A 22,942-nucleotide genomic window follows, 5' to 3' on the forward strand; every position below is an offset into this window, starting at 1 on the left:
CCACGCCTGACAGAACGACTTCTACCGGCTCACGGGCCGTGACCTGTGGATGTACTGGTCGGCCCAGGCGCTGACGATGCGGGCGGCCCGCTGCGCTTGTCCTCGTACGGTCAGGAGATGGTCCGCTCCTTCGAGCGAGACGAAGCTTCGCGGGTGTCGTGCCTCGCGGAAGATCTCTCCCGCGTTGGCGATGTCGACGGTATTGTCGGTAGGCGAATGCAGGACGAGTAGCGGAACGTGCAACTCGCGTATCCGGTCACGCAGACGAGCATGGCGGACGTCGTCGACGAAGGCACGCTTGAGGACCAGGGTCCTCCCGCCGACGAACCACTCGTGCGACCCTTCACTGAGAACGCGATCCACGACCGCGTTGTACTGCCCTTCGACGTGGCTGGGGTCGACAGGTGCTCCGATCGTGGCGACCGCGCGGACACCGGTTGTCTCGGCCGCTGCGGCGATGGCGGCGGCGCCTCCCCACGAGTGCCCCACCAGCAGGTCTGCTGGAGTGCCCCGCTCTGCCATCAACGTTGCCGCACGTACCGTGTCCTGGACCTTGATGGTGAAGGAACCGTCCCCCCAGTCGCCGTCGGAGTCTCCGATCCCGAGGTTGTCGTAGCGCAGCATCCCGATGCCCTCGCGTGCCAGCTGCTTGCTGACGCGCGAGGCGGCCGGCGAGTTCTTGCCGAGTGTGAATCCGTGGACGAAGATTCCCCAGCCCCGGATCTCGCCGTCTGGCAGATCGATTTCTCCTGCCAGTTCCGGGCCGACGATGCTGTTGAATCTCACTTTTTCAGTCATGTCGTTGATCACCTAGGCATGGAGCTGTTCGCGGGGTCGGGGAGATGAGAGCGAGACCGGCGGGTGCCACGCGCGTGCTCCGCGCCAGCAAGCAGTGAGTGCGGTGCTTGTCATTGTCGGCGCGTCAGAGGGTGGCTTGTGGACGGCGGCCGGCTGGGTGGTGAGCAGCTAGCAGTCTCAGGGCTGCAAGTCCCTACAAGGACTCGTGGGCCCGCCTCAGATCGGCTAGACGAACCGCCGGATGCGGGGCCTCCATGTCCGGTGGTTGGGGGAAGGGGGAGGGCCGAGCGAACCGGTCCTACCCGATCGGCAAGTTCTCGCGTGGGCGTGCTCGGTGAGGTGAGCGGGGGATCGGAGCGCGGCTGATTCTGTCAGGGCACATGCGCCGTACCCAGTAACCGGGGCATAGGCATCGAGGGCGGACAGCACCTGCCAGGCCGTGGCAGTCGCGGCAGTGATGACCGGCAGGTCGACGCCTGCTTCGGCGGCGGGAATCGCCTCCGCTGACGGCATCTGCACGCAGGCACTCAGCACGGCGGCGTCGGCGCCCCGAGCGGCGAGTCGGCGCGCGAGTTGCGGCAACTGTCCTCATCGAGGCGTCCGATGGCAAGGTTGTCATCCGTCTCCAGGCGATCGCGTCCTGGACCTCGATGCAGTCGATCACGCGGGCTGTGAGCGGCTTGAGGTACGGGGTCATGAGTGAGACTTTGCGGGCACCGATGTGGTGCAGCCCGGCGACGAGGGCTCCCGCGCTCGAGACGACGTCCACGGCTGCATCAGGGTCTGTTGACGTCTTGGTGAGCGGCCTCTCGATGTGACGGTGCGCGAGGCGGCCCTGTGGTGGTGGCGACCAGGCAGGCGTAGGGCATGACGTCCACGGACGCGTCAGCCAGCTCGACCGCTGCACGATTGGCGTCCGCGTCCATGGCGGCGAGCTCGCTTTCGCTGACTGTCTTCATCCGCTGCCCCCTCCGGCGACGAGGGCTGTCCTGCCTGCGTACTGATAGGTCGTTTCTTTGTGTTTTCTTTTTTGCTTTGTCGGGCGCCTGCGGGCGACGACCGCCCGCAGGCGCCCGGCGCCCGCAGGTGTTTGTCGCCGAGGGGGCACTGCGGCCCGCGGGGCATTGGGGCTGAGGCCGTGTCAGTAGCGGAAATTTTTCGGGAGGTTGGCCTCGCTGCGCAGCACCTCACCGTCGGGGGATCCGACCGCCTGCGCCGCCTGCGGCGTGAGCACGATCGGCCACTGGGTCTCCACCATGACCATCATTCCCTCGGACTTCTCCGGTACGAGGTCGGCCTGGGTGGCGGCCTCCCAGATGGGTTCTCCCATCCCGTGCGCGGTCATCATGTTGGTCAGCGTGCTGATGCCCTGCCGGTAGCCGCCCGGATTCGGCGCCTCCTCGATCACGCCGACCCACTCGGTGCTCACGTTGCGGTGGTACCACGGGGGCCGGAAGGTGTTCTCGGCAACCGACCACACGGACGGCACGATGAGGAAGTCGATGTTGGGCAGGCCCGGTGTGCTGGTCGTCGAAGTGAGCGCCGTCAGCAGCGAAGGATCCGGGTGGTCGTAACTGACCGTGCCCAGGGCCTGGAAGTCATAGAGGTTGTAGACGAAGGGGACGCTGTTCCCGTGCCACGCCACGACGTCCAGCGGAGAGTGGTCGTAGGTGGCGCTCCAGAGATTCCCGGCGACCTTGTGGATCACCTCGAACGGCCGCTCTTCGTCGTCGTAGGCGGCGACGGGGGCACGGAAATCGCGGGCGTTCGCCAGTCCCGTGGCGCCGATGAGGCCGAGTTCCGGGAGGGCGAACGGCGTGCCGAAGTTCTCGCACACATAGCCGCGGACGAACGACGGGGCCTCTTCCTGACCAGCGGTACCCAGGATCTCGACGCGGAACTTGACGCCACGGGGAATCAGGGCGACCGAGCCGGGCTCCACGCTCAGCAGGCCGAGTTCGGTGTGGATGAGCAGGCCGCCCAGCTCGGGCATGATCAGTATTTCGCCGTCGGCATTGCTGAACACGCGGTCCGTCATGGACGTGTCGGCCGTGTAGTAATGGAGCGCCATGCCGCTACGCAGGGCGGGATCGCCGTTGCCGCCCAGGGTCCACAGGCCCGAGACGAAATCGGTTCCCGGCGCAGGTGCCGGCCTCGGCGCCCAGAACAGCAGCCTCGGCTCCACGGGAACCTGCGTGAACGGCGGCGTGAGCAGGGTCCCGTGATCGATGCGCGTGAAAGGCGGGTGCACGATCGACGGACGGATGCGGTAGAGCCAGGTGCGGCGAGTGATCGGCCGGAGTTCGGTGAACGCCGTGCCGGACAGCAGCTCCGTGTACAAGCCGTATGCAGGGTGCTGAGGGTTGTTGTGTCCCCTCGGCAGCGCCCCCACCAGGGCCTCACTGCTGTGCTCGTTGCCGAAACCGATGGAGTAGCTCAGCGAGGCCGCCCTCTTGCGGGCCTGTTGCCGCACCCGAGCCTCTGCCGCGATCTCCTCAGGGGTGGCTGTCATTTGAAGGTCCTTTCGCGTTGAGCTTTGCCCGATACGTCTCACCGTTCGGGCGCTGTGATGTTCGTGGCACACGCAGTCGTATGGCGCCGGTTGTAGTAGGCGAGCCGGCGGAACAGCTCGAGCCGCGTCTGGGCCTTCGAGGTCCAGCTCCCGCTTCAGACCCTGGAGGGGGCATTGCCGTGGCTCGGTCCGACGCGCCCCGTGCTGCGGCGGATGCCGTGTCGTCGGCAGGCGTCGGCGAAGCTCGGGCTCACGTATGGGGCGCCGCTGTCCGTGTGGAATACGACGCCGTTGACGTGGCCGCCGTGAACGGCGACTGCCATCTCGATCGCGTCGGGCCGAGCCAGTTCCTCAGCCGGACTTTGGCCGGCCCCGGCGACGCGTTATTCGGACGTGTGCTGGACGGTGTCCTTGCGGACCCATGTGCGCAGAGGGGTGTCCACTCCCAACGCTCAGCCTCGACATCCGGTGCTTCCCGGTAATTGCGGCACTACCCGCCAGCGTGCTCACCGGTAGGCAACCCGCGTCAAGTTACGCGGGGGGGGGGGATCGGTCCTCGGCTCCCGGACAGTCACGGTCCCGAACGCTTCATGCGCTCTACTCGGTCCGGATCCATCTCGCTTGCCTGTGGTCTCACGGCGCCTGTGCCGGCCGCTTACCGGCCTGCTCGTGCAGGAAGGTTATCTCCATGGACACCAGGTACTGCTCGACCTCCTTCGCCATCGTCTGGGTGTGAGACTGGTTCACGTGGGTCTGGAAGGCGGCTTCGTCAGGGTAGAACTCGTAGATGACACGCTGGAGGGGCTCGTTGTCGGGGATGTGGTTGACATAGACCAAGGCGCCCGGCTCCTCACGGACGCCTTCCAGCGTGCGAGCCACAAGGGCGTCGAAGTGCCGGGCGGCGTCGGCGTCGCGGATGGTGCAGCGTACGATGAGCGCGTACCCATTTTTTGTCATGGGTCCTCCTGAAGTGCCGTAATACGGAAGAGTGATGGTGCCGGCCGGTGCCTGTGTGAGCGCATCGGCTTTTGCGGCCAGTGGGGCGTTCTTCGGGGTCTCCTCTGAGGTGGCGGTCACGACCGCTTCCGCCTGATCGGCCCGATGGCGGGCGGACTTCCCGGCCGGAACTGTCCACCAGACCGTCCCCCCGCTAGGCCGGGGACCGACTGCAACAACTGGTGCAGGACCCCGGCCGATCAATGTCTCGGTGATCCCGGGGGTGGTCTGCGCGGTGACCTCCGCTGTGGTCGTCGACGTCTGGGGCCAGCTCCCGGCGACTGGGCAGGTCGCTCGTGTGACAACTGGTGGTGGGCGCTTACTGTTGCACCGATCCCCTCACGACGTTCCATTCGCGCACGCGGAAGGTTGCCTGGCCGGAGCGGATGAGCGGGCTGTCCTGATAGATGTCTCGCACCTGCTCGAGGGAGTCACAGCGTAGGACGGCCATACCGCCACGGCCGTCGACGAACGGGCCCGCGAGCACGAGGGTGCCCGCGTCGTACAGCTCGTCCAGGAGGACTCCCTGCGCTGCACCCACTTTCTGGTCCGGCGGTCCGCCCGGGAACTCAAGCGTTACGACGAATTGCTTCACAAGATCCTCCACATTGCTGGTCGACCGAGATAACAGTTCTCTTGGTCCATGCCCGACCGGTGTGGTGGCGGGGCGCCCCCACCACACCGGTCAGATGATTTGCTCAGCGGTTCTCCGCCGCGGGGAAGCGCGGAGCGAGCCATTCGACGAGGGTCTGCAGGGCCTTCTCCCGCTCCGGGAGGGGGAGGCCGAAGTGGTCGGCTTCGATGAAGTGCATCGTCTTGTCCTCGGCCGGGCTGGCGTGGAACTGTGTCTGGTTGTCGTCGGGGAAGGCGAGGTTGTCCCCGGTGAAGTTGATCACGAGCAGTGGTTCGTGCACTGACTCCACCGTCTTGAGCAGGTTGGCCCGTGTCGACAGTCCTGACCAGGTGCTCAGCCACGCGCGCGGTGTGATCAGCCGGCCGAACCCGTTGGGCGCGTAGTTCGTCTCGTCCGGTCGGGGCCCGAGAATCGAGGCGGGCTTGCGGGTGGACTTCCAGGAGTGCAGGCTCACGTCCAGGAACGCCGGGTCGGCCTCGGTCCGGTGGACGACCATGTACTGGCCGACCAGTGCGCGGCGGGTGATGTAGTTGCGCTCCTCCAGCGGCAGGTCGGCGAACCCCGGCTCCTGCGTCCGCTGCCGGTGGCGCTGCTGGTCGGCGATCAACCCGCGGGCCCGGGCGTCGAGTCGGGCCACGCGGGCCCGCTGCGCCGCGCGGTAGCGCTCCAGGAATTCCTCGGAGTAGGTGCTGGGCTCCGGGGGTTCGCGGAACCCGTTCGCCGGGTTGTACATGTCCAGGTCCGGATCCACCGCCAGCGGATCGTCTTCGTCGATCACCGAAGGGTCGATGCCGGTCAGCATGAACGCTCCCTGGCCGGGGTGCGCTGCGAGCAGGACGAACCCATCGGCGCCGGGCATCTCCACCGCGTTGAGATCCAGCGGCTCCCCGGCCGCGGTGTCCGTCAGCCGCCCCGGCGGTGCCGTGCTCGCCTGCTGCTGGTAGAACGCCAGAAGCGATCCACCGCCGCTGTTGCCCAGCAGCACGATCTTCTCGAAGCCGCGCTCGTTCTTCAGATGGCTCAGCCCGACCGCGAGATCGAGCAACACCCGCTCGTGCTCGCAGTCGACGTCGTTGTTCAGGCTCCGGGGCTGGTGGACATAGAAGGCATACCCGGCCTCCAGGACCGCCGGAGCGGCGTAGTGTCGGCTCATGTCGCCCCGGGGATGCGACGCCACCACGACCGTCCGCTCGCCGCCCCGGGCGTAGAGGATTCCGCGTGAGGCGACACCGTCAGAGGCGTTGACCGGGATGACCGTCGTTTCGGTCCCTGCGGGCAGCGCATCGAAATCGATGATGCCGACGCCCACAGTGCTGATCTTCTTCTGCTGCTCAGTCATTGTCCGGTACCTCGAATGCGTCGTTGTCTGTGATCGTTGCTGGGCCGAGCCCCACCCGGAATATCTGCTCCTCGCGCTTCTTGGCCTGCGCCTCCGGCGTGGGGGTCAACGATTGCGCCGTGTCCACGAAAATGAACTCGAAGTCCGCACGGTCGCCCGGCTTGATGTTCTTGCGAAGCTCCTCCTCGACCGAGGTGGGAAGGCCGTGGTGCAGCCCCCGCGGCGTGAGCGAAACGCTGGCTGGGGCTATGGGCAGCCCGAGAGCTGTCCCGCTGTGCGTGAACATGAACTCGTCGTAGTCCATGTTGCGGTGGTACGGCGGGAATTGCTCCGCGTCCGGAGCCGCCTCGAGCGGACGGGGGAGGAGATTGCCCACGACGACAGTCGACGTGGCGAAAATACTGTGTGCGCTCGGCATGAGATGGATGCGGTCGCTGGTGATCGGCCGAAAGTCCCGGATGTTGATCTTGAATGGGAACAGGTCGCCCTTCCACCCCTCGGCGTCGATCGGGTCGAAGTCGTAGAACGCCGAGGTGTACTCACCCTGCAGCTTGATCCGTACGGGCCACTCGCCGTCCTCGGTACGGCCGTCGCCCAGCTCGTCCAGGGCCGGGGAGGGTACATACAACAGGGCCGGGTCGAACGGAGCGCGGCGACCCAGCGGGCCGATGTCGGCGAAGCCGAGCTCCTCGGTCGTCTCGACGATCAGGAAGTAGTTCACCGGACCAGTGGGGCGAATCCGGTATGTCACGCCCTTCGGCATGACGACGTAATCACCGGGCTCGTAGGGGATCGGGCCGAACTCGGTGTAGAAGGCGCCCGTGCCCTCGTGCACGAAGTACAGTTCGTCCCCGTCGGCGTTGCGCGCCGAATAGGTCATGTTGGCGGTGCGCCGGCTCACCCAGATGGAGACATCGGGATTGTGGAACAGCCGCAGCGGGCCGCCATTGGCGTGCGTCAGGTCGGAGGGCTCCAGCAGCCGCCCGTCGATGTCGAGGTGGTTCCCGCTTCCCTCGGCGCGCTTCCAGGCGGTCGGTTCGTTGCGTCGGTACAGGTGTGCGTCTCGGCCCTCGAAGCCATGCCGCGTGAGCATGTCCTCATGCAGGTCACCCACCTCGTGCCGGGCCACGCCTGCCTGCCGCAGCACCGTGCCCCTGCTGTGGTGAATCCACGATCGCATCGGCCTGATGTCCATAGGACTGTCTCCTTCGACTGTGTCCGACCGTTGGGCATGACGATGGACGCGACGTGCTCCGTGGTGGAACGCCGCAGGGATACGGGTACTCGCAGGGAGACGCTGCCGCCACGCCGGCGCTGTTGGGTATTGCCGAGCCATGCGAACCGCACGACCTTCGTGCGTGAGCGCCCTGAGGTGCCGCGCGTGACGTTCTGGTCGGGCCTGCGTGGGTCCATGGGCAGGCAGGCCCGACCTCAGCGAAACCGATGGACGTCCACCCGGTGCCGCGCCTGCGAGAAGGAGCCTCGCCCTGCGAGTACGCCTACTCCTGGGGCGTTCCACCACAGGTACGCGGCGTGCATCGTCATGGTGAGCGGTCGAAGCAGAGCGCAAGGAGACAGCCCGGTGTGATCGGGCGGGCCGGGCGGGATTCACAATCCCGGGTGCCGGCGAAAACAACGGATGCCCTATTCACCACCTCTCGTCCGCGCGAGTCGCCGGTGGTCTTGCCGGCGACTCACGCGCGGTCCGATGAGCGGCGTCATCTGTGCGTCGCAGCACAGACCACCAGTGCCGATCCACACTTACAACGAGAGGCGACTATCGATGAGTTCATACCGCGTGGGACTGTTGGTGCCGAGTTCCAACACAACGATGGAGACCGAGGTTCCCGAGGTGTTGCGCCGGGTGGCGGCCACAACCGGCGACCGGTTCACGTTCCACTCCAGCCGGATGCGGATGAAGACGGTGAGTGAAAGCGAGCTCGCCGCGATGAACGCGGACGCCGATCGCGCGACGGTCGAGCTGGCCGATGCGTCCGTGGATGTGATGGCCTACGCATGTCTGGTCGCCATCATGGCTCAGGGCCCTGGCGCCCACCGTGACATCGAAAAGCGGCTCACCAAGACGTCGGCGGAGGCGGGTGCAGCTGTGGACGTCGTGTCGAGCGCAGGGGCTCTCGTTGCCGGGCTGCACCACATCGGTGCCCGCAAGGTCTCCCTCGTGACCCCGTACCTCAAACCTCTCACCGCACGCGTAGTCGAGTACATCGAGGAAGAAGGCATCGAGGTCCAGGATGCGATCAGTTTGGAGGTGGACGACAACCTCGCCGTCGGGCGCCTCGACCAGGGACAGCTGCCGGACATTGCGCGTCGGCTCGACACGCGCGGGGCCGACGCCGTGGTGCTGAGTGCGTGCGTTCAGATGCCGTCACTGGAGGCCATTCCCGCCGCCGAAGCCGCCGTCGACCTGCCAGTCATCACTGCTGCCACCGCTACGTCCTGGCAGGTGCTGTCCGCGCTCGGGGCCTACGCCTCAGTCCCAGGGTCTGGCGCACTGTTCAAGGGCTGAGCCCGGGCGGATTTCCGAGGAAGGCTGACAACAGCCATGGCCTGTGAGGACCGCTTCGGCGAACGAATGATCCTGTGCGGCGGCACGTGGGGGCGAGCCCGTCCCGCCCCCACCTCGCGAGCGCGCAGGTGTCTCATGCCTGGACCGCATTCCGTACTCATCATTTCCTGAAGAAGGAGTCGGCCGTGACGGCTGAATCTGCCGGGGAGCTTCGCGATGACGCTCTGAGACGACTTGGCGCCCCTGAGCGCTCGCTCAAGACCGATCCCCAGGTGCATCCAGGTGCCGTAGCGGCGCTGGCGCCGTTCGGGCTCGACCAGTTGGCGTCGGCGCCACCGGTGAGTTTCCGTTCCGCACGTGCGGAGCTTCTGCAATTCGCCGTCGCTGCCGAATCCGGCTCCGAGCCGATGTTCGACACGATGAACGCCGGCCTACCTGAAGTCGAGGGCGTCACAACCGAGACGCACACCGTCACGGCAGCGGATGGCCATCAGATCCAGCTGTACGTGACCCGTCCGGAGACCGTGGAGAGCCGGCTGCCGTGCCTTTACCACATACACGGCGGCGGCATGGTCATCACGGGGGCCACGAGCGCCGGCTACACCCGCTGGCGGCAAGAACTTGCCGCTACCGGCCTGGTCGTCATTGGTGTCGAGTTCCGCAATGGCGCGGGCAAGCTCGGGCCGCATCCGTACCCGGCCGGGCTCGAGGACTGTGCAGCCGGCTTGCAGTGGGCCGCGACGCATGCCGCCGAGCTGGGGGTGTCGAACATCGTGGTATCGGGCGAGTCAGGTGGCGCGAACCTCGCTCTCGCGCTGACCATCAAGGCCAAACGGGAGGGCTTCCTCTCCATGATCTCCGGGGTGTATGCCCAATGCCCCTACATCTACGGTAAGTGGGCCCATGACGGCGAGGAGCTGCCATCGCTGGCCGACTACGACGGGTACGTCCTCGAGCGCGACATGATGCAGGTACTCGCCGAGATCTACGACCCGGGTTCGGAGAACTCCGACGAGGCGACCTGCTGGCCCTCCCGGGCCACGACCGCCGACCTGGAAGGGCTCCCGCCGCACGTGATCTCGGTCAACGAGGTCGACCCGTTGCGGGACGAGGGACTCGACTACTACCGCAAGCTGCTCGCGGCGGGCGTCCGGGCGGTGGGCTGGATGAACATGGGGCTGCCCCACGTCGGAGAGACCCTCTTCCGTGTGGCGCTGCCCGATGTCTACGCCGCAAACGTCCGCAGCATCAGCAGCTTCGCTTATTCCCTGCGGCGCCCGGCGCCATGAATGTGAGGAATCCGCCGTTGTTCCAGTCGGCGATGCCAACAACGGCCGTGATGAGCGGTGCGATCCGGTTCCCGGCGTGGAAGCCGGCTTTCTCACCGATGCGCCGACGCAGAGAGGCGACGGGCAAGGGACTGCGCGCCGGCGCTGAGCTGCTCAGGGTTGGCCAAGCGGCTGCACTGTGGCCTGCTCGCGGTATGCCGTCGGCCCGGAGTGCTACCGCGACGGGGCGATGTCGAGGGGTGCGGAGAGAAGTGCATTGATGGCGGGCGTGGTGTTTTCGTCGGGCAGCCACAGCTGGAGCCAGTGGTCGGCCTCTCCAACGCGGAGAACCTCGACAGCGACGTGCAGGACTCCGGCATCGGGGTGGAAAAGACGCTTGACGCTTGACTGCTGGTATGCGATCGGGTGGGCAGCCCATCGGCGCGCGAACTCGGGCACCGCGCCCAGTTCGTCGACCAGGGCACGGAACTCGTTGTCCTCGCCCCAGTCCGTTTGGGCGGAGCGCAGCCAGCCGACCAGCTCGTCCGCGGCAGCTGCCCAATCGTTGTCGGCGAATACCCGGCGCCCCCGGGGGTTCAGAAAGTGATTGCGGAGCAAGTTGGGAGGGTCCTCATCCAGCACTCCCAGCGGCCTGACCACGGTTTCCCACGCCTTGTTCCATGCCACAACGTTGCAGATCGGCCCGAGCAGGAACGCCGGGGTGGGATCAAGATGATCCAGCAGTACACGCACCGTCGGGCGTGGCTCATCACTGACCGGGCGGGGAGCCGGCCAGAGCTCGGCGCTGTGCCGTTTCATGGCCAGCATCGCAAGGTGGCGTTTGTCGCCATCGGAGAGCCGCAGTGCCTGGGCAAGAGCGGCGAGCACCGCGACGGAGGGATTGAGGTTCCGGCCCTGCTCCAGCCGTTCCAGGTATTCCACACTCAAGCCGGCGAGCGTGGCGAGCTCCACTCGCCGCAGCCCGGGGGTTCGCCGCCGGCCAGAGGAAGACAACCCCACGAGTTCAGGTTTCAACTGTTCCCGGCGTGATCGCAGGAATGCCGCCAGCTCGCTCTTATCGGTCATCCCTCCATGATGCTTCCCGGTCCGCGCCGTATCCTCCCCCTCTGGTTACCATGATCGAATCGACCGGTCGCCGTCTGCGGCGACCTCCCCGGTGAGGGGCACCCGCTAAAGCCAATGCCGTTGTTTTAGGGCTCGGCATGTTGGGGGCGTTGGACGCGGACTGCTCGGGTGCCGGCGCGGGTGGGCTGGGGCCAGCCATGGTGGTCGGCCCGTTTGAGCCGGTAGTTGGACATCTTGCGTTTGACGACCCGGGGCTGGCTCCGCGGTCGTCTGGGCGGCAGGAGGCGTTCGAGCAGGTCGTGCTGAAGCAGGACGAGGGATCTGACCAGCAGCTCAGGGGGAAAAGCTGCCCGGCGTGACGGTCACGCTGCGCCGGGCAGAGCGCAGGTTTCGGTGAACGAGACCCGGTCGGGATCCAGGCCGCGGGTGGCGGCGGTTCTCACCATCAGCTCGCGCAGCGCGTGGTGGACCAGCCGGTGCGCCCAGATCTGCTGCAGGACACCGTCGGGCGTCTTGCTGGTGAGCACGGTGCGGGCTCCGCGTTGATGGGTCTTGAGCTCGGCAAAGACGGCCTCCGCCTCCCAGCGTTCCTGGTAGAGCGCGGCCAGCTGGCGGGCGGGAAAGCGACGGGCGTCGAGCAGGGTGGTCACCAGCCGGCAGTCCTCGCCCGGGCCGCCGGTGCCGTGCAGCTGATAGGCGACCACCCGCACCGTGACCGGATCACGGTGCGCTCGATCGGTGGCGGCGTGAATGCGCGAGAGCCAGGACCCGTCCCGCAACTGCCGCTCCACGGGCAGGACCCGATTGGCGGGCACCCGCCACAACAGGTCGGCACCGCTGTCGGTGAAGGCCCGCCACAACGGCACGCCGAGGAACTCGCGGTCCGCCAGAACCAGTTCGCCGGGCCCGCAGGAACGGGGCAGGCGGCTGACCAGGGTGACTTCGCCGGTGCGGCAACCGGCCAGCTCGGCATCCAGGTCGAGGTGGGTGCCCACCTCGACCAAACACGGTCGCAGTGAGCTGAGGCGTCGATGACGCTCGCGGTCGTCCGGTCGATCGGTACAGCGAGGCGACTGGCGACGGCACAGGAGTATGAGGACTTCGAGCAGGAGCTGGTTGACCAGTTCCTGCTCGCGGGCGTCGGCGCCGGGATGGCGGACAGTTCCATCGCCGACGACCGGCGGGCGATCTTCGAGTTCGTGCGGTTCCTCGGCCGCCCGGTATGGACCACGGGCCCGGAGGACGCCGACCGGTTCCTCGCGGATCAGCGCAAGGCCAAGCGACTCGCGCACAGCACAGTCCAGAGCAGGGCGTGGACGCTTGCGCAGTTCTTCGACTTCCTGATCGCCCGCTACCAGGGCGACATCCACGCGCTGGCCGGTCATGTGCTGGTGCAGCCGATCGACGAGTTCAACCGTCCGGCGAAGAGCGAATACGGAACGCAGCGGATTCCGCCCTCGGAGGCGGAGGTGGACCAGCTGTTCAGCGGGTGGCGGGAGTCTCTGGGCGGGGCGCGGAAGTTCTTGCCCGCCGCCCGGGACTGCATAGCCGCTTCGCTGTGGCGACGCGTCGGGATGCGGATGACCGAGACGCTCATGCTGGACATCCGAGACTGGCGGCCGGACCTCGGCGACTTTGGCAAGCTGCACGTCCGGCACGGCAAGGGCAACCGCGGGCGTGGGCCGAAGGGCCGACTGGTGCCGGCGATCAACTCGGCCGACGCGCTGATGGACTGGTGGCTTGGGGACGTACGACACCAGTTCGGTGACGACTACGCCACCCCCGATGCCCCGATGCTCCCCAGCGAGCGCCGTGACCCCCTCACAGGGTTCTGCCTCCGGCCGGTGACGACGCGCTGCGGTCGGGCCTGAAGGCTGCGGTGGCGACCTTCCTTCCCGCCTGGGCCGGGCGGCTGACACCGCACGTGCTGCGGCACTTCTGCGCGTCCTCGCTCTACCTGCAAGGCGTCGACTTGAAGGCGGTCCAAGAGCTTTTGGGCCACGAATGGCTGTCCACTACGCCACGTCCACGAGAACCACATCGAGCAGACGTGGGCGACGGCGAACCAGCAGGTCACAGACCGGCTGGGCCTGGGCTGAGGAAGAGATTTGCGCTGGAACTTGCGGATGAAAGCCGCCGAGCAGGGGATCTGGAAGTCCACCGAGATGCGTCGGCGCCTGGCGGAGACCGGACTGGAGATCAGCGCGGGCAAGATGTCGGCGCTGTGGACGGGGACGCCCACCACCGTCCGGCTCGGTGACCTTACATCTTCTGCCTGGTGCTGAAGTGCATGACGGCAGATTTGTTGTCCACGAGTCGGAGGTGGCGGCGGCCAGGCGGCCGCAGGCCGAATCGCAGGCGGCGACCGGGTCTACGTCGGTGGTGCCGCGGCTGGGCCGCGGCCGGACCCTTCCACCGCTCTGATGGCACCGCCGAGGATCTGCCCACGGTGCTGGCAGCGGCCGGTGTCGAGCCAGGGCGCGAAGTACTGCCACCGCTGCCGGCCGCAACCGTGCGACTCGCCACCGTGCCGTCAGTGCGGATCGACCGAGGGCTACTGGACCGCCTTCAAGTGCCCTAACTGTTACCGCGGTTCGTCAGCCGACGTCCGATGTCCTGCCCGGACTGCTTTGCCTGGGAGATGCTGCGGCGCTACGGCCGGATGTGCGTCGGGTGCAGGGGCTGGCGTCGGCTCTACCCGAACGCCGACTCGTGCCGGATCTGCGGGCGCATCCTGCACCTGGGCGGGACCGGCGCGTGCCGGCTATGCACCAAGCAAGCCCAGAAGCTGCGGCCCCGCCGCCACGACTTGGATTTGGAAGGGACGAACCGGTACGGGCAGCAGCTGTACTTCGCGGACACCGAACGGCGCTTGCAGCTGCTGAATCCGAAATCGTCGCGGTGTCGGCCGGAGCCGGTCCCGGAGCCTCTGCCCCCGCTGGTGCCAGCGTGGCACCGGCAGCTCGCCCTGTTCCCTCCGCCCGGCCGGGACATGCGGCGCGGTCAGGAGCGCGGCTTTCCTGACGGTGACGCACCCGAGGTCGCGACAGCCCTGAAGGCCGCTGTCGATGGCTACGCGCGACGCCACGGGCTGGAGTACAGCACCGCCTGGGGCCTGGACCGCGGACTACGGGTCCTGCTGAGCATCCAGGACACGCCCGGCACGCGGTTCCTGGCGTCCGACGTCCTATTGCTGCGGGACCTGATGTTGCCCGTCAGGCCCCTGCTGAGGTTGCTCGCCCAGGTCGACATGCTCGACGACGACCGCACGCCGAACATCATCCCCTGGTTCCGCGAGCGCACCGCCGGTCTCCCCGAGCCGATGCTCGGCGAGCTCACCACCTGGTTCGAGCTGAAGCTGCCCGGCAGTACCACCGCACCCCACGTGAAAGCGCGACCACATCGGTGGATTCAGCGGATGGTGAACAAAGCGCTGCCCGCCCTGCGGGCGTGGGCGGACCAGGGCAAGGACTCACTGAGGTCCATCACCCGGGCCGACGTCCTTGCTGTACTGCCCGACAGCGGGACGCCACGCGTCGACATGCTCCAGGGCCTGCGGCACATCCTGCGACCGTTGAAGACCCAGCGGGTCATCTTCACCGACCCCACCGCCCGGATCTTCTGCGGCATGCCGACCACCACGATCCCCCTGCCGGTCGAGGTCGACGACCTCCGCAGAGTCCTCCACGACCAGGAGGGGCCGCGGGCGGCCCTGGCCGCCTTGGCCATCTTCCACGCGCTCACCTCTGGGCAGCTGCGCATGCTCAAGACCACAGACCTGCGCGATGGGCGGCTGTTCCTGCCGAACCGGACTGTCCTGCTCGCCGAACTCGTGCGTAGTCGTCTGGCGGCCTACCTGAACTACCGGAACCGGCGCTGGCCCCGCACCGCAAACCCCCACCTGTTCGTCTCCCAGACCACGGGCTGCGGCGTGGAGCCGGTCAGTCACGTCTGGATCAATGACGTGCTCGGTATGCCCCCCCAGCCGCCTCCGCCACGAGGCCGAGGCCACCGGCGGCGACCCTCGCCGCATCTGCGACCTGTTCGGCTTGTCCGTCGGCGCGGCTCTGCGCTACACCGGCACCGTCGACCAACCCGGCCTCATCGAACATAGCCTCCGCAACGCGGGACCGGCACCGAAGCCAGGGCCCGAGTAGCCACACCCGACGGAATCGACACCGAGCACGTGCTGAGGAGCCGTGTAAGGGTCAAGGGTTGGGGTCGCCGCTGTGGCCGAAGACAAGCGCGGCTTTCACCGTGTCCAGATGCTCAGGACACGAGAAGTACGCCTTCCGCTTGCGGAACAGGCCCCGCGACTTCGAGACACGATGCGTAGCCCATTCAGGCGTGTCGAAATCGGCCGTCTCCGGCCGCCGGTAGGTACAGCCTTGGATGTCACAGCCTGGAGGAACCATCCGTGAAGGGTCGATGAGGTACAGCGCGTTCTCCACCACGTCACGCGTGGTCATGCCTATCTCACGGCGCTGAGCGGGGGTGATGTAGGCGATCTCCTGGGTGACGACGAGCGTCCCGTGTATGAGCTCCTGATGCTGCGACATGAGCGGACCCTACTCAGGGCGCGGCCCCTTGCGGAACGGCACTCAGCCGTCCGTCACTCGTCCGGGGTTTCAGCCTGGCCCTCGGTTCGGCGGGCCTGAACGAACCCGAGCCCGCTCCAGTACCGTTCTGGACGCACCACCCGCGAGTTCGGCTACGAGCCCCCTTCGGAAAACTCGAACCCACGGCCTTTGGCCATTTCGTCGAGGAGGTCGATCCAGGCGGTGCGGTCGCTGGGGGTGGGGGTGTCGGCGACCCAGACGTGCTCCTGCTGGAAGAGCAGGACGCCGCCGAGCAGGGCGCAGTGTTCGGCCTGCCACAGGTAGTGGCGGTCGGGCAGTCCGGCCGGCCCGCCCTTGAGCTCGAAGCGGTGGCCCTCCAGGGTGAGGTCACCGGTCAGCGGCTCGATGTCGACCAGGCGGGTGGGCAGGTTCGGGCCGAGCGCGGCCCAGGCCTTGAGCTTGCCCTCGTAGGAGTGCTGGATGTGCTCGATGACGATCGGGGTGGCGACGAACTTCGCCTCGGGGAAGGCGTCGGCGACGGCCTCCGCGCCGAAGTAGAAGTCCGGGTCGCCATGGGAGCTGAACACGGTGGTGAGGGTCTTGCCCGAGTCGAGGATCTCGGCGACCAGGCGGTGGCCATCGGCGCGGGTGAAGCCAGCGTCCACCTTGATGTTCCCACGTCCTTCCACGCGGAGACCACGGACATCAACCGATGCAGTGGGCACCCCGAGGCTCGGATTACCAAAATTGATCTTGACGATCCCGACCGCCCAGTAACTCACCTCCGACTGGTAACGGTTGGTTCCTCCGTCCGACTGGTGCCTCAACAGGGCGCGACGCCAGGCAGGAGACCTGGAATGTAACGTCTACGCCGAGCGATTGGGCCTCGGCGGCGACCCATCCATCAGCTCGTCCCCTCCGACGAGGGAGGGCAGTAGCCACGTCAATACAGCGGTGCCTGTGCTGACCACGTGAGCGCAGCGAGCCCGGCGGGGCCGCCGATGTGTAGCCGGTGACCGCCCGAGGTGGTATGCACGATGCTGGTGACAGGTGCTGCTGTGATCAGGGAGCGGACCAGCCGTCCCGTCCGGGGGTCCCACAGGCTCAGGCCGCTGGCGGTCCCGGCGGCCAGCAGCGCCGAGCCGCTGCCCTGCGCGAGGGCAAGCATGTCGTGGACGGGGGGAACCTCAAAGCGGCGGATCTCGTTCCAGCCGTCCGGGTTCCACAGCCTGACTCCCCGGGAGGTGGCGATAGCCACCGCCGTGGTGCCCGAGGACAGCGGAAGGAGGCAGGCGGCGCGTACCACCGCGGTGGGCGCCAGCGGGCGGGCCTCCTGCACACTCTGCCCGGTGACGAGGTCCCACACGGTGATCTTCCCCCGGCCCAGGCCGGCGACGAGACACTGATCTGGGTGAGAGGGCAGCGCCAGCAGGTGGGTGACGGGAACGTACTTGCTCAAAGGGATGAACTGTCTCTGCCTCGCCTGCAGGGAGAGTGTGTCGACCCCCAGGTCGTGCCCCAGGACCAGACAGGTCCGCCCGTCCGGCAGTTGCACCGTGATACTCGTGTGGTAGTCGTGCCCGTTCCCGAGGTCCTCGACGGTGTCGGACGACGGATTCCACTGGATTACACGGCTGCGCCGATAGGCGCCACCGCGCTGGGTGAAGACGACGGAGGGAATCTCGGCCTGGCCGGGAACCGCCTCCATGATGCCGACCGGACCCCGTAGGCCCCAACCGAAGAGCGGACGGTGGGTGGTTGGATCCAGGAGAACCACGTGCGCGGGCAGGCAAGCCGCGACCAGTTCTCTGCCGTCTGGCGTCTGCGCAACCTTCAGGCCGGCTTTGGTGACAGCCGGTACGGCAACGTCCGGGAGACTGCGGGTCTGCCCCGTCCTGTGCAGGAGGATGCCTTCGTCGCTGGCGGCGACCAGGGCCAGAGGGCCATCGGGTGTGCGCACGCCCGCCACCCGCGAGACGGTACGGGCCAAGAACCGGGATGTCCGGTCGGGTCGCTCGGCCGCGGTGTCCCACACGGTGATCGTGTGGTTGTCCCAGACTCCCAAAAGGGTGGCACCGTTCGGCAGGGGAACGGGCAGCGCCTTGCCGCCCGGGGTGAAACGGCGAGCAACCAGTTCACCGGAGAACGGGTCGAGCAGATCGACGTGCTGGGTTTTGCGGACCACAGCAAGGACGTCGCAGCCTGACGGGCCGGTAACGGCCGTCAACGAACGCACGGTGGTGGGTCTCAGAGCGACGGGCAGGGTTTGCAGGGTGAGCGGGTTGAACAGGACCGGCTTGTTACTGGACTGCTCCAGCAGTCTCCAGCTCGCCCCAGCCGTGTCCCCGACCCAGCAGCCTCTGGTGAGGTCGAGGCGTGCGTCGGGCAGCTGCACACGCCTGTGTGTCTGCTCCGACGGCGCCCAAGTCACTATCTCCCGCCGCGTGCAAACCGCCAGCAGCCAACGGTCGAAACCCTCGCGCAGCACGCGTACCTCGCGGGCGCGGGCCAGGGACAGCCAGGCCAGCTGCTGCCCTGACAGAGGGTCGAAGACGCCTGCACCCTCGACGGTGGCGGCGGCAAGGAAGGTCCGGCCGCTGTTTCCTGCCAGGACGGCCAGGTCCGACACGGTGGCGCAGGAGATCTGAACCAGCCGTTGTCCGCTGCTGTCCCAGACCCCGATGCCGTCGCGGGCGCCCGCCGCGATCAGCCCGCGTCCGTCCTCGGTGTTCCACGTGCATAGTCCGCGCACATGCCCGGGGAGGAATCCCACGACATTGCCGCCCGGCTGCCAGCCGACGGCTGTCGGAGTCAGCACAGGGGCGGCGACGAGGGGAAGAATGCCATTGACCGCTCGGCAGGTTCTCCACCGCCACCGTTTTGCCCGCCAGTTCGAACAGACGGTTCCTTCAGAGGGCCGGCGACCCCCTTATGGCCGCGGCGCCGAGCAGCGGTCAACCGGCAGCGCCCCGGTGTGAGCGGACCGCATCGTCCACCCGTGGCCTCTCCGCGTGCACGCTGTCTGTACGCAACCTGGGGGAGTTGGGAACATGAGCAGACAACCGGGCAGGTGGGGAGTGGTGTCATGGGTTCGGACGAGATCAGGTCCCAGGGCTTCAGCCTGAAGGAACTGTTCCGTGACGTGACCTACGAGATCGACTACTACCAGCGCGACTACACCTGGGGCGAGGACGAAGTCCGCACGCTGCTGCGGGATCTGTGCGGATCGTTCAGGAACTGGTCCGCCAACCCGTCCTACCTGCGTCGGCCGCACACCGCACCGCAATACTTCCTGGGGCCGTTCGTCTACTACGAGCCCTCCAGGAACCGGCGCTATCTGGTCGACGGGCAGCAGCGCTTCGTCACGCTGCACCTGCTCTTCCTGCAGCTGCGGCTGGCGGCACAGGAGCGCGCGGACACCCGGGCCGTCGACCGGCTCAACCGGGTGATCACGACTGACGGAGAGCACTTCTCGCTCGGCATCACCGATCACGAACCCGTCCTGCGCGCGGTCGCCGACGCCCGCACCTACGAAACAGGCGTGGGGGATTCGCTCTCCCGCCGCAATCTGTGGGCGCGCAGCCGACAGATCGAATCTCAGCTCGCGGAAGAACTCGACGCAGAAAACCTGACCCGGTTCACCGAGTGGCTGCTGGACCGGGTGATCCTGGTCGGGATCCGCGCGGCCAGTGCCGACCACGGCTACCGGATGTTCGAGACGATGAACGACCGCGGCGCCCGCCTCACCGCCGTGGACCTCCTCAAGAGCCACCTGCTCTCCCACGTCGGAGCGAACGAGGACCAACTGAACACCCAATGGCACGAGATGCTGCGGGAACTGGCCACCGACCGGGAAGACCATGCAGCCGCATCCCGCTTCATCAAGGCCTTCCTGCTGGCCCGCTGCGCACGCGAGGGCCAGCAGGAGGACCGCCGGCAGATCGACAGCAACCTCAACGTATGGGTCCGCCAGAACGCCGCCCACCTGCGCCTGGTACCCGAACGCCCCGACAACTTTCTGAACTTCGTGCAGGACCTGCTGAAGTCGGCCAGACTCTTTCGGCCCTTCCTGGCCGCCGGCCGCGCGCTCAAGACAGGCGGCGACCGCCTGGAGACGGTGCTCTTCAACGAACGCAACGGACTCACCTGCCAGGCCGTCGCCATCCTCGCCGCCATCGACCCCGACGACCGGCCCTCTGACGCCAAGGACAAAGGCCGCCTCGTCGCCGACTACGTGGACCGCTGGTACGCCCTGAGGGTCCTGCAGGACCTGCCCGTGCAGTCCGCCGACGCAGACGCCCTTGCCCACGACACGCTTGTCCCGGTCCTGCGCAGGTGCCGCACCGTGGCCGACGTCGCCGCCGCGCTCGGCGACCTCCTCACCCAGGATCCGGGCTCGATCCGCGACGCGGTCACGCTCGGGCTGCGCGGCAACAACGCCCACCAGATCCGCTATCTGCTGGCCCGGGCCACCGCCTACGTCGAAGAGGCCTGCCAGCGCCCCCACGACGTGCTCGCCTACCTAGACGGGGATCGGTTCCACATCGAGCACCTGTGGGCCAACCATCACCACCGCGTGAAGGAGGAAATACCTGACCCCGTCGTCTTCCGCAGCCGCCGCAACCAACTGGGCGGTCTGGGCCTGCTGATGGGCCGCGAGAACTCATCCATCAACGACCTGCCCCTGCACGACAAGGCCGCCTACTACGCCCGCAGCAACGTCCTGCTGGGCATCATCGCCCCCGGCTACGACCAGCGAAACCCGCTGCTGCGCGAGTTCATCAAGACCCACAAGCTCGACAAGGTCCTCAGGCCGTTCGGCCCCCGGGAGACGATGACCTCCGTCGTCCAGACCCGCCAGGAGCTGTATCTGGGCCTGTTCGAACACATCTGGAACCCTGAGCGCCTCGGCCTGCCCATCACCCCAGCCTGCGAGCCAGAAGACGGCACTCAGCCGCCGGCCCGGCCCCGCCAGGCCGCCACGCAGCGCCGGCCGGTGGTCGGGCGCCGCCGCACTGACGTCGCCCGCATGGTCGCCGCCCAGATCCTCATCGCCGGCACACGGATCGTGCTCACCTACCGCTCCACCGATCACTGGGCCACCATCGATGAAGACGGCGGCATCATCCTCACCGCGACCGGCGGCACCCCCTACGGCCGGGTCGACGAAGCCGGCGCTGTCGCCCGCGGCACCAAAACCTGCCAGGGCATGAACGAATGGCACATCGAAGACGAGGAAGGAGTCCGCATCAGCCTGCGCACCCTGCGCGATCGCGCGGTGGCCTCCGGCGCCCTCTAACCCCTCCCGGCATCGCCGAAGCCGGCTGCCGTCCCCTTCTTTGCGGGCGGGCAGGAAGTCAACCGCATTCACCGGCCCGCACCGGTCGCTACCCTCGTGGCAAAACCGGCTGGCAACGACGGGAGCACGAACGGCCGATGGCTGATACCCCCGCGCCCGAGAACGCGATTACATCCTGGGATGTCCCGGACCTGCCCGGGCAGGTGCTGGCCGCCCCCGCGGGCAGCCGCCTGTTCCTGCTCCCGGACACGACCCTCGACGGCGTCGGCATCTACCGGGACGACGTGGCCGGCCTGGTCAAGACGATGAGGCATCAGGGCCTGGACGTCGACTTCGCCCTGCCGCGGGAAGACAGGCGCTATCTCAGCGAGTACGGGGCCATCGATGTGGTGGCCGTGATCGCCGTTGCTGTCGCGGGCGACCTCAGCACTGAGGTCGTCAAGAGCATCGCCCGGCTCGTGTGGCACCGGGCCCGCTCCGCCCTCGGCGGCGGATGCACACCGCAGCAGGTCGACTCCGCCCCCGTGACCGTCAAGGCCGCTGAGGTGACACGGAACGGGGATGAGATCGTCATCCGCGGTCTGGAGGTCAGCGGCCGGGCCGCCGACATCGAAGGCCTTTTCCGCAACGCCCTGTCCGCTCCCGGCCCCACGGCACTGCCTCCCGCGGCTCCGGATGCCACCGGGGAGGCGGACCCTCCCGCATGAGATTCGCCGGACGTCTCATCCGCACTGGCGTGCCCCTGCCACCCGCCGGGGGGCCAGGCCGCCAGGCGATGATGCGACAGGAAGGAATCGCGAGTCTGAGGCAGTCCATGCGCCTGTACGGGCAGTGCTGTCGCAGCATGTCCCAGACCTGGGGCCTGTCCCTGTCGCAGCTCCCGTCGTGGGAGGCCACCACCGAAGCCATTGACCGGCGCGGACTTCGCACCATGAAGGCGCAGCAGCTGTACCTCACACGAGTGTGGTCTCAGGCCGAGCGCCGGCTGCGGCGAGGCATCAACCGGTTCACGCGCCCCCAGGTCACCCTCGCGGGGCCGGTGTCACTGCGGGCCGCCGGAACCGAGCACCGCCGGTATCAGGGGATGGCACGGGCCCTGCAGATGCCGCCCCTTACGCAGGCGTCCTCCCGACTGTGGCCCGAACTTGAGGACTGGGCGCGGACATCGCTGGCCCGGGCCGTCGATGCCTTCAACTTTCTGGAGGACACCGACCTCGCCGAGCTGGCGCATCAGCATTCACATCACGTCGCCGCACTGGTCGGAGGCATCTTTGGCTGCGACATCGAGTACAGCGAGGACAGCTACTGGGACACCTGCCCCCTGTCTTTGATGCACCGCAGATCGGGCCTGTCCATCGGCTTCACCGCGATACGGCTGTGCTCCCTGTGCGGGAATGACCTCGATGAATGTGAGCACCTGCTCGACACCCGGTACCCACTTATTGTCCGCCACACCCCGGAAGGCACCTGCAACGCATGCGGGCGCCGCAGCTGTCCTCATACGGACGGCCAAAGCGTTCTTGCCTACCCCCGCCCAGTCATGGCCGAGGGACAGATCCACGAAGTAAGCATGGTGTCTCGGCCGAGAGACCCCCTGGCCCGATTCACGAAGATCGAATTCGATGTGCAGGAGCTCGCGCACAGCCTGGGACAGGAGCCGAACGGCCAGCCTCTGCGGTGCTTGCGCTGCCTGCATTCGTGCGAAGGGTTCAGCGGGCAGGATGCGGCAGGCACAGAGCTTCCGTCCGGGCGCAGTCCGGATAGACTCATCCGAAGCGCAGGCGCAGACATCGTGTCGGCCTCACAGGGGATTTGATCTTCGTATTCCGGCACACCCGCGCACCGTGTTTCGTCGGCTTCCCTTGCCTTCCGTTCAGGCGCCCCCTGCATCAAAGGGGCCGGGCAGCGGATGGGCATTGATGGA

At 67.4% G+C, this 22,942-nt stretch carries 18 protein-coding genes and 1 pseudogene; 8 read left to right on the forward strand and 11 right to left on the reverse strand.

The window, feature by feature from the left end:
• Nucleotides 1–21 precede the first annotated feature (21 nt).
• From ACFY0K_RS43870 to ACFY0K_RS43895, 6 genes are all read right to left on the reverse strand, one after another.
• Entirely contained in the window at nt 22–810 is a 789-nt protein-coding gene (locus ACFY0K_RS43870) for an alpha/beta hydrolase family protein (RefSeq protein WP_390644635.1), read from the reverse strand.
• Nucleotides 811–1,939: 1,129 nt separating this feature from the next.
• Complete coding sequence (locus ACFY0K_RS43875) at nt 1,940–3,310, reverse strand: homogentisate 1,2-dioxygenase (protein WP_390644675.1); 1,371 nt, start codon at nt 3,308–3,310, stop codon at nt 1,940–1,942.
• A gap of 633 nt (nt 3,311–3,943) precedes the next feature.
• A complete protein-coding gene (locus ACFY0K_RS43880; protein ID WP_390644636.1) occupies nt 3,944–4,387 on the reverse strand; it encodes a putative quinol monooxygenase in 444 nt (147 codons plus the stop codon).
• A 238-nt stretch (nt 4,388–4,625) separates the two neighbouring features.
• On the reverse strand, nt 4,626–4,901 hold the full coding sequence (locus ACFY0K_RS43885; protein ID WP_390644637.1) for a YciI family protein: 276 nt from the start codon (nt 4,899–4,901) through the stop codon (nt 4,626–4,628).
• A gap of 103 nt (nt 4,902–5,004) precedes the next feature.
• Entirely contained in the window at nt 5,005–6,279 is a 1,275-nt protein-coding gene (locus ACFY0K_RS43890) for a hypothetical protein (RefSeq protein WP_390644638.1), read from the reverse strand.
• Nucleotides 6,272–7,474 carry a homogentisate 1,2-dioxygenase gene (locus ACFY0K_RS43895; protein WP_390644639.1) on the reverse strand — a complete coding sequence of 401 codons (1,203 nt, stop codon included), beginning with the start codon at nt 7,472–7,474 and terminating at the stop codon, nt 6,272–6,274. The genes ACFY0K_RS43890 and ACFY0K_RS43895 overlap by 8 nt, the downstream gene beginning before the upstream one ends.
• 588 nt (nt 7,475–8,062) lie before the next feature.
• Between ACFY0K_RS43895 and ACFY0K_RS43900 the strand changes: the two genes are divergently transcribed.
• Both ACFY0K_RS43900 and ACFY0K_RS43905 read left to right on the forward strand, forming a co-directional pair.
• Nucleotides 8,063–8,806, forward strand: a complete 744-nt coding sequence (locus ACFY0K_RS43900; protein ID WP_390644640.1) for an Asp/Glu racemase — start codon at nt 8,063–8,065, stop codon at nt 8,804–8,806.
• A gap of 185 nt (nt 8,807–8,991) precedes the next feature.
• A complete protein-coding gene (locus ACFY0K_RS43905) occupies nt 8,992–10,095 on the forward strand; it encodes an alpha/beta hydrolase fold domain-containing protein (RefSeq protein ID WP_390644641.1) in 1,104 nt (367 codons plus the stop codon).
• A gap of 213 nt (nt 10,096–10,308) precedes the next feature.
• Here ACFY0K_RS43905 and ACFY0K_RS43910 read toward each other — a convergent pair whose 3' ends face one another.
• Both ACFY0K_RS43910 and ACFY0K_RS43915 read right to left on the reverse strand, forming a co-directional pair.
• Nucleotides 10,309–11,160 carry a helix-turn-helix transcriptional regulator gene (locus ACFY0K_RS43910; protein WP_390644642.1) on the reverse strand — a complete coding sequence of 284 codons (852 nt, stop codon included), beginning with the start codon at nt 11,158–11,160 and terminating at the stop codon, nt 10,309–10,311.
• 362 nt (nt 11,161–11,522) lie between these two features.
• Nucleotides 11,523–12,155 (reverse strand): IS4 family transposase, encoded by a 633-nt coding sequence (locus tag ACFY0K_RS43915; RefSeq protein WP_390644643.1) that lies wholly within the window; start codon nt 12,153–12,155, stop codon nt 11,523–11,525.
• A 36-nt stretch (nt 12,156–12,191) separates the two neighbouring features.
• On the opposite strand from ACFY0K_RS43915, the gene ACFY0K_RS43920 reads away from it, so the two are divergent.
• The 3 genes from ACFY0K_RS43920 to ACFY0K_RS43930 all read left to right on the forward strand — a co-directional run bounded on the left by ACFY0K_RS43920 (nt 12,192) and on the right by ACFY0K_RS43930 (nt 15,274).
• Nucleotides 12,192–13,031 (forward strand): site-specific integrase, encoded by an 840-nt coding sequence (locus tag ACFY0K_RS43920; RefSeq protein WP_390644644.1) that lies wholly within the window; start codon nt 12,192–12,194, stop codon nt 13,029–13,031.
• Between the two features lie 255 nt (nt 13,032–13,286).
• Nucleotides 13,287–13,445 carry a hypothetical protein gene (locus ACFY0K_RS43925; RefSeq protein WP_390644676.1) on the forward strand — a complete coding sequence of 53 codons (159 nt, stop codon included), beginning with the start codon at nt 13,287–13,289 and terminating at the stop codon, nt 13,443–13,445.
• A gap of 326 nt (nt 13,446–13,771) precedes the next feature.
• The gene (locus ACFY0K_RS43930) at nt 13,772–15,274 is read left to right on the forward strand and encodes a hypothetical protein (RefSeq protein ID WP_390644645.1); all 1,503 of its coding nucleotides are present in this window, start codon (nt 13,772–13,774) and stop codon (nt 15,272–15,274) included.
• 94 nt (nt 15,275–15,368) lie between these two features.
• Here the strand turns inward: ACFY0K_RS43930 and ACFY0K_RS43935 are convergent, their stop codons facing one another.
• The 3 genes and pseudogenes from ACFY0K_RS43935 to ACFY0K_RS43945 form a co-directional block, all read right to left on the reverse strand.
• Complete coding sequence (locus ACFY0K_RS43935) at nt 15,369–15,719, reverse strand: hypothetical protein (protein WP_390644646.1); 351 nt, start codon at nt 15,717–15,719, stop codon at nt 15,369–15,371.
• A 191-nt stretch (nt 15,720–15,910) separates the two neighbouring features.
• A pseudogene (locus tag ACFY0K_RS43940) lies at nt 15,911–16,387 on the reverse strand (MBL fold metallo-hydrolase); the annotation flags it as partial.
• Between the two features lie 275 nt (nt 16,388–16,662).
• Nucleotides 16,663–18,537: a WD40 repeat domain-containing protein gene (locus ACFY0K_RS43945; RefSeq protein ID WP_390644647.1), complete on the reverse strand. Its 1,875-nt coding sequence runs from the start codon at nt 18,535–18,537 to the stop codon at nt 16,663–16,665.
• A 267-nt stretch (nt 18,538–18,804) separates the two neighbouring features.
• On the opposite strand from ACFY0K_RS43945, the gene ACFY0K_RS43950 reads away from it, so the two are divergent.
• The 3 genes from ACFY0K_RS43950 (at nt 18,805) to ACFY0K_RS43960 (ending at nt 22,834) form a co-directional block, all read left to right on the forward strand.
• Entirely contained in the window at nt 18,805–21,018 is a 2,214-nt protein-coding gene (locus ACFY0K_RS43950; RefSeq protein WP_390644648.1) for a DUF262 domain-containing protein, read from the forward strand.
• A 137-nt stretch (nt 21,019–21,155) separates the two neighbouring features.
• Entirely contained in the window at nt 21,156–21,725 is a 570-nt protein-coding gene (locus ACFY0K_RS43955) for a hypothetical protein (RefSeq protein ID WP_390644649.1), read from the forward strand.
• 137 nt (nt 21,726–21,862) lie between these two features.
• The gene (locus ACFY0K_RS43960; RefSeq protein WP_390644650.1) at nt 21,863–22,834 is read left to right on the forward strand and encodes a hypothetical protein; all 972 of its coding nucleotides are present in this window, start codon (nt 21,863–21,865) and stop codon (nt 22,832–22,834) included.
• Nucleotides 22,835–22,942: the final 108 nt, after the last annotated feature.

The organism is Streptomyces sp. NPDC001507, assembly GCF_042894765.1.
Taxonomy (GTDB): Bacteria; Actinomycetota; Actinomycetes; order Streptomycetales; family Streptomycetaceae; genus Streptomyces.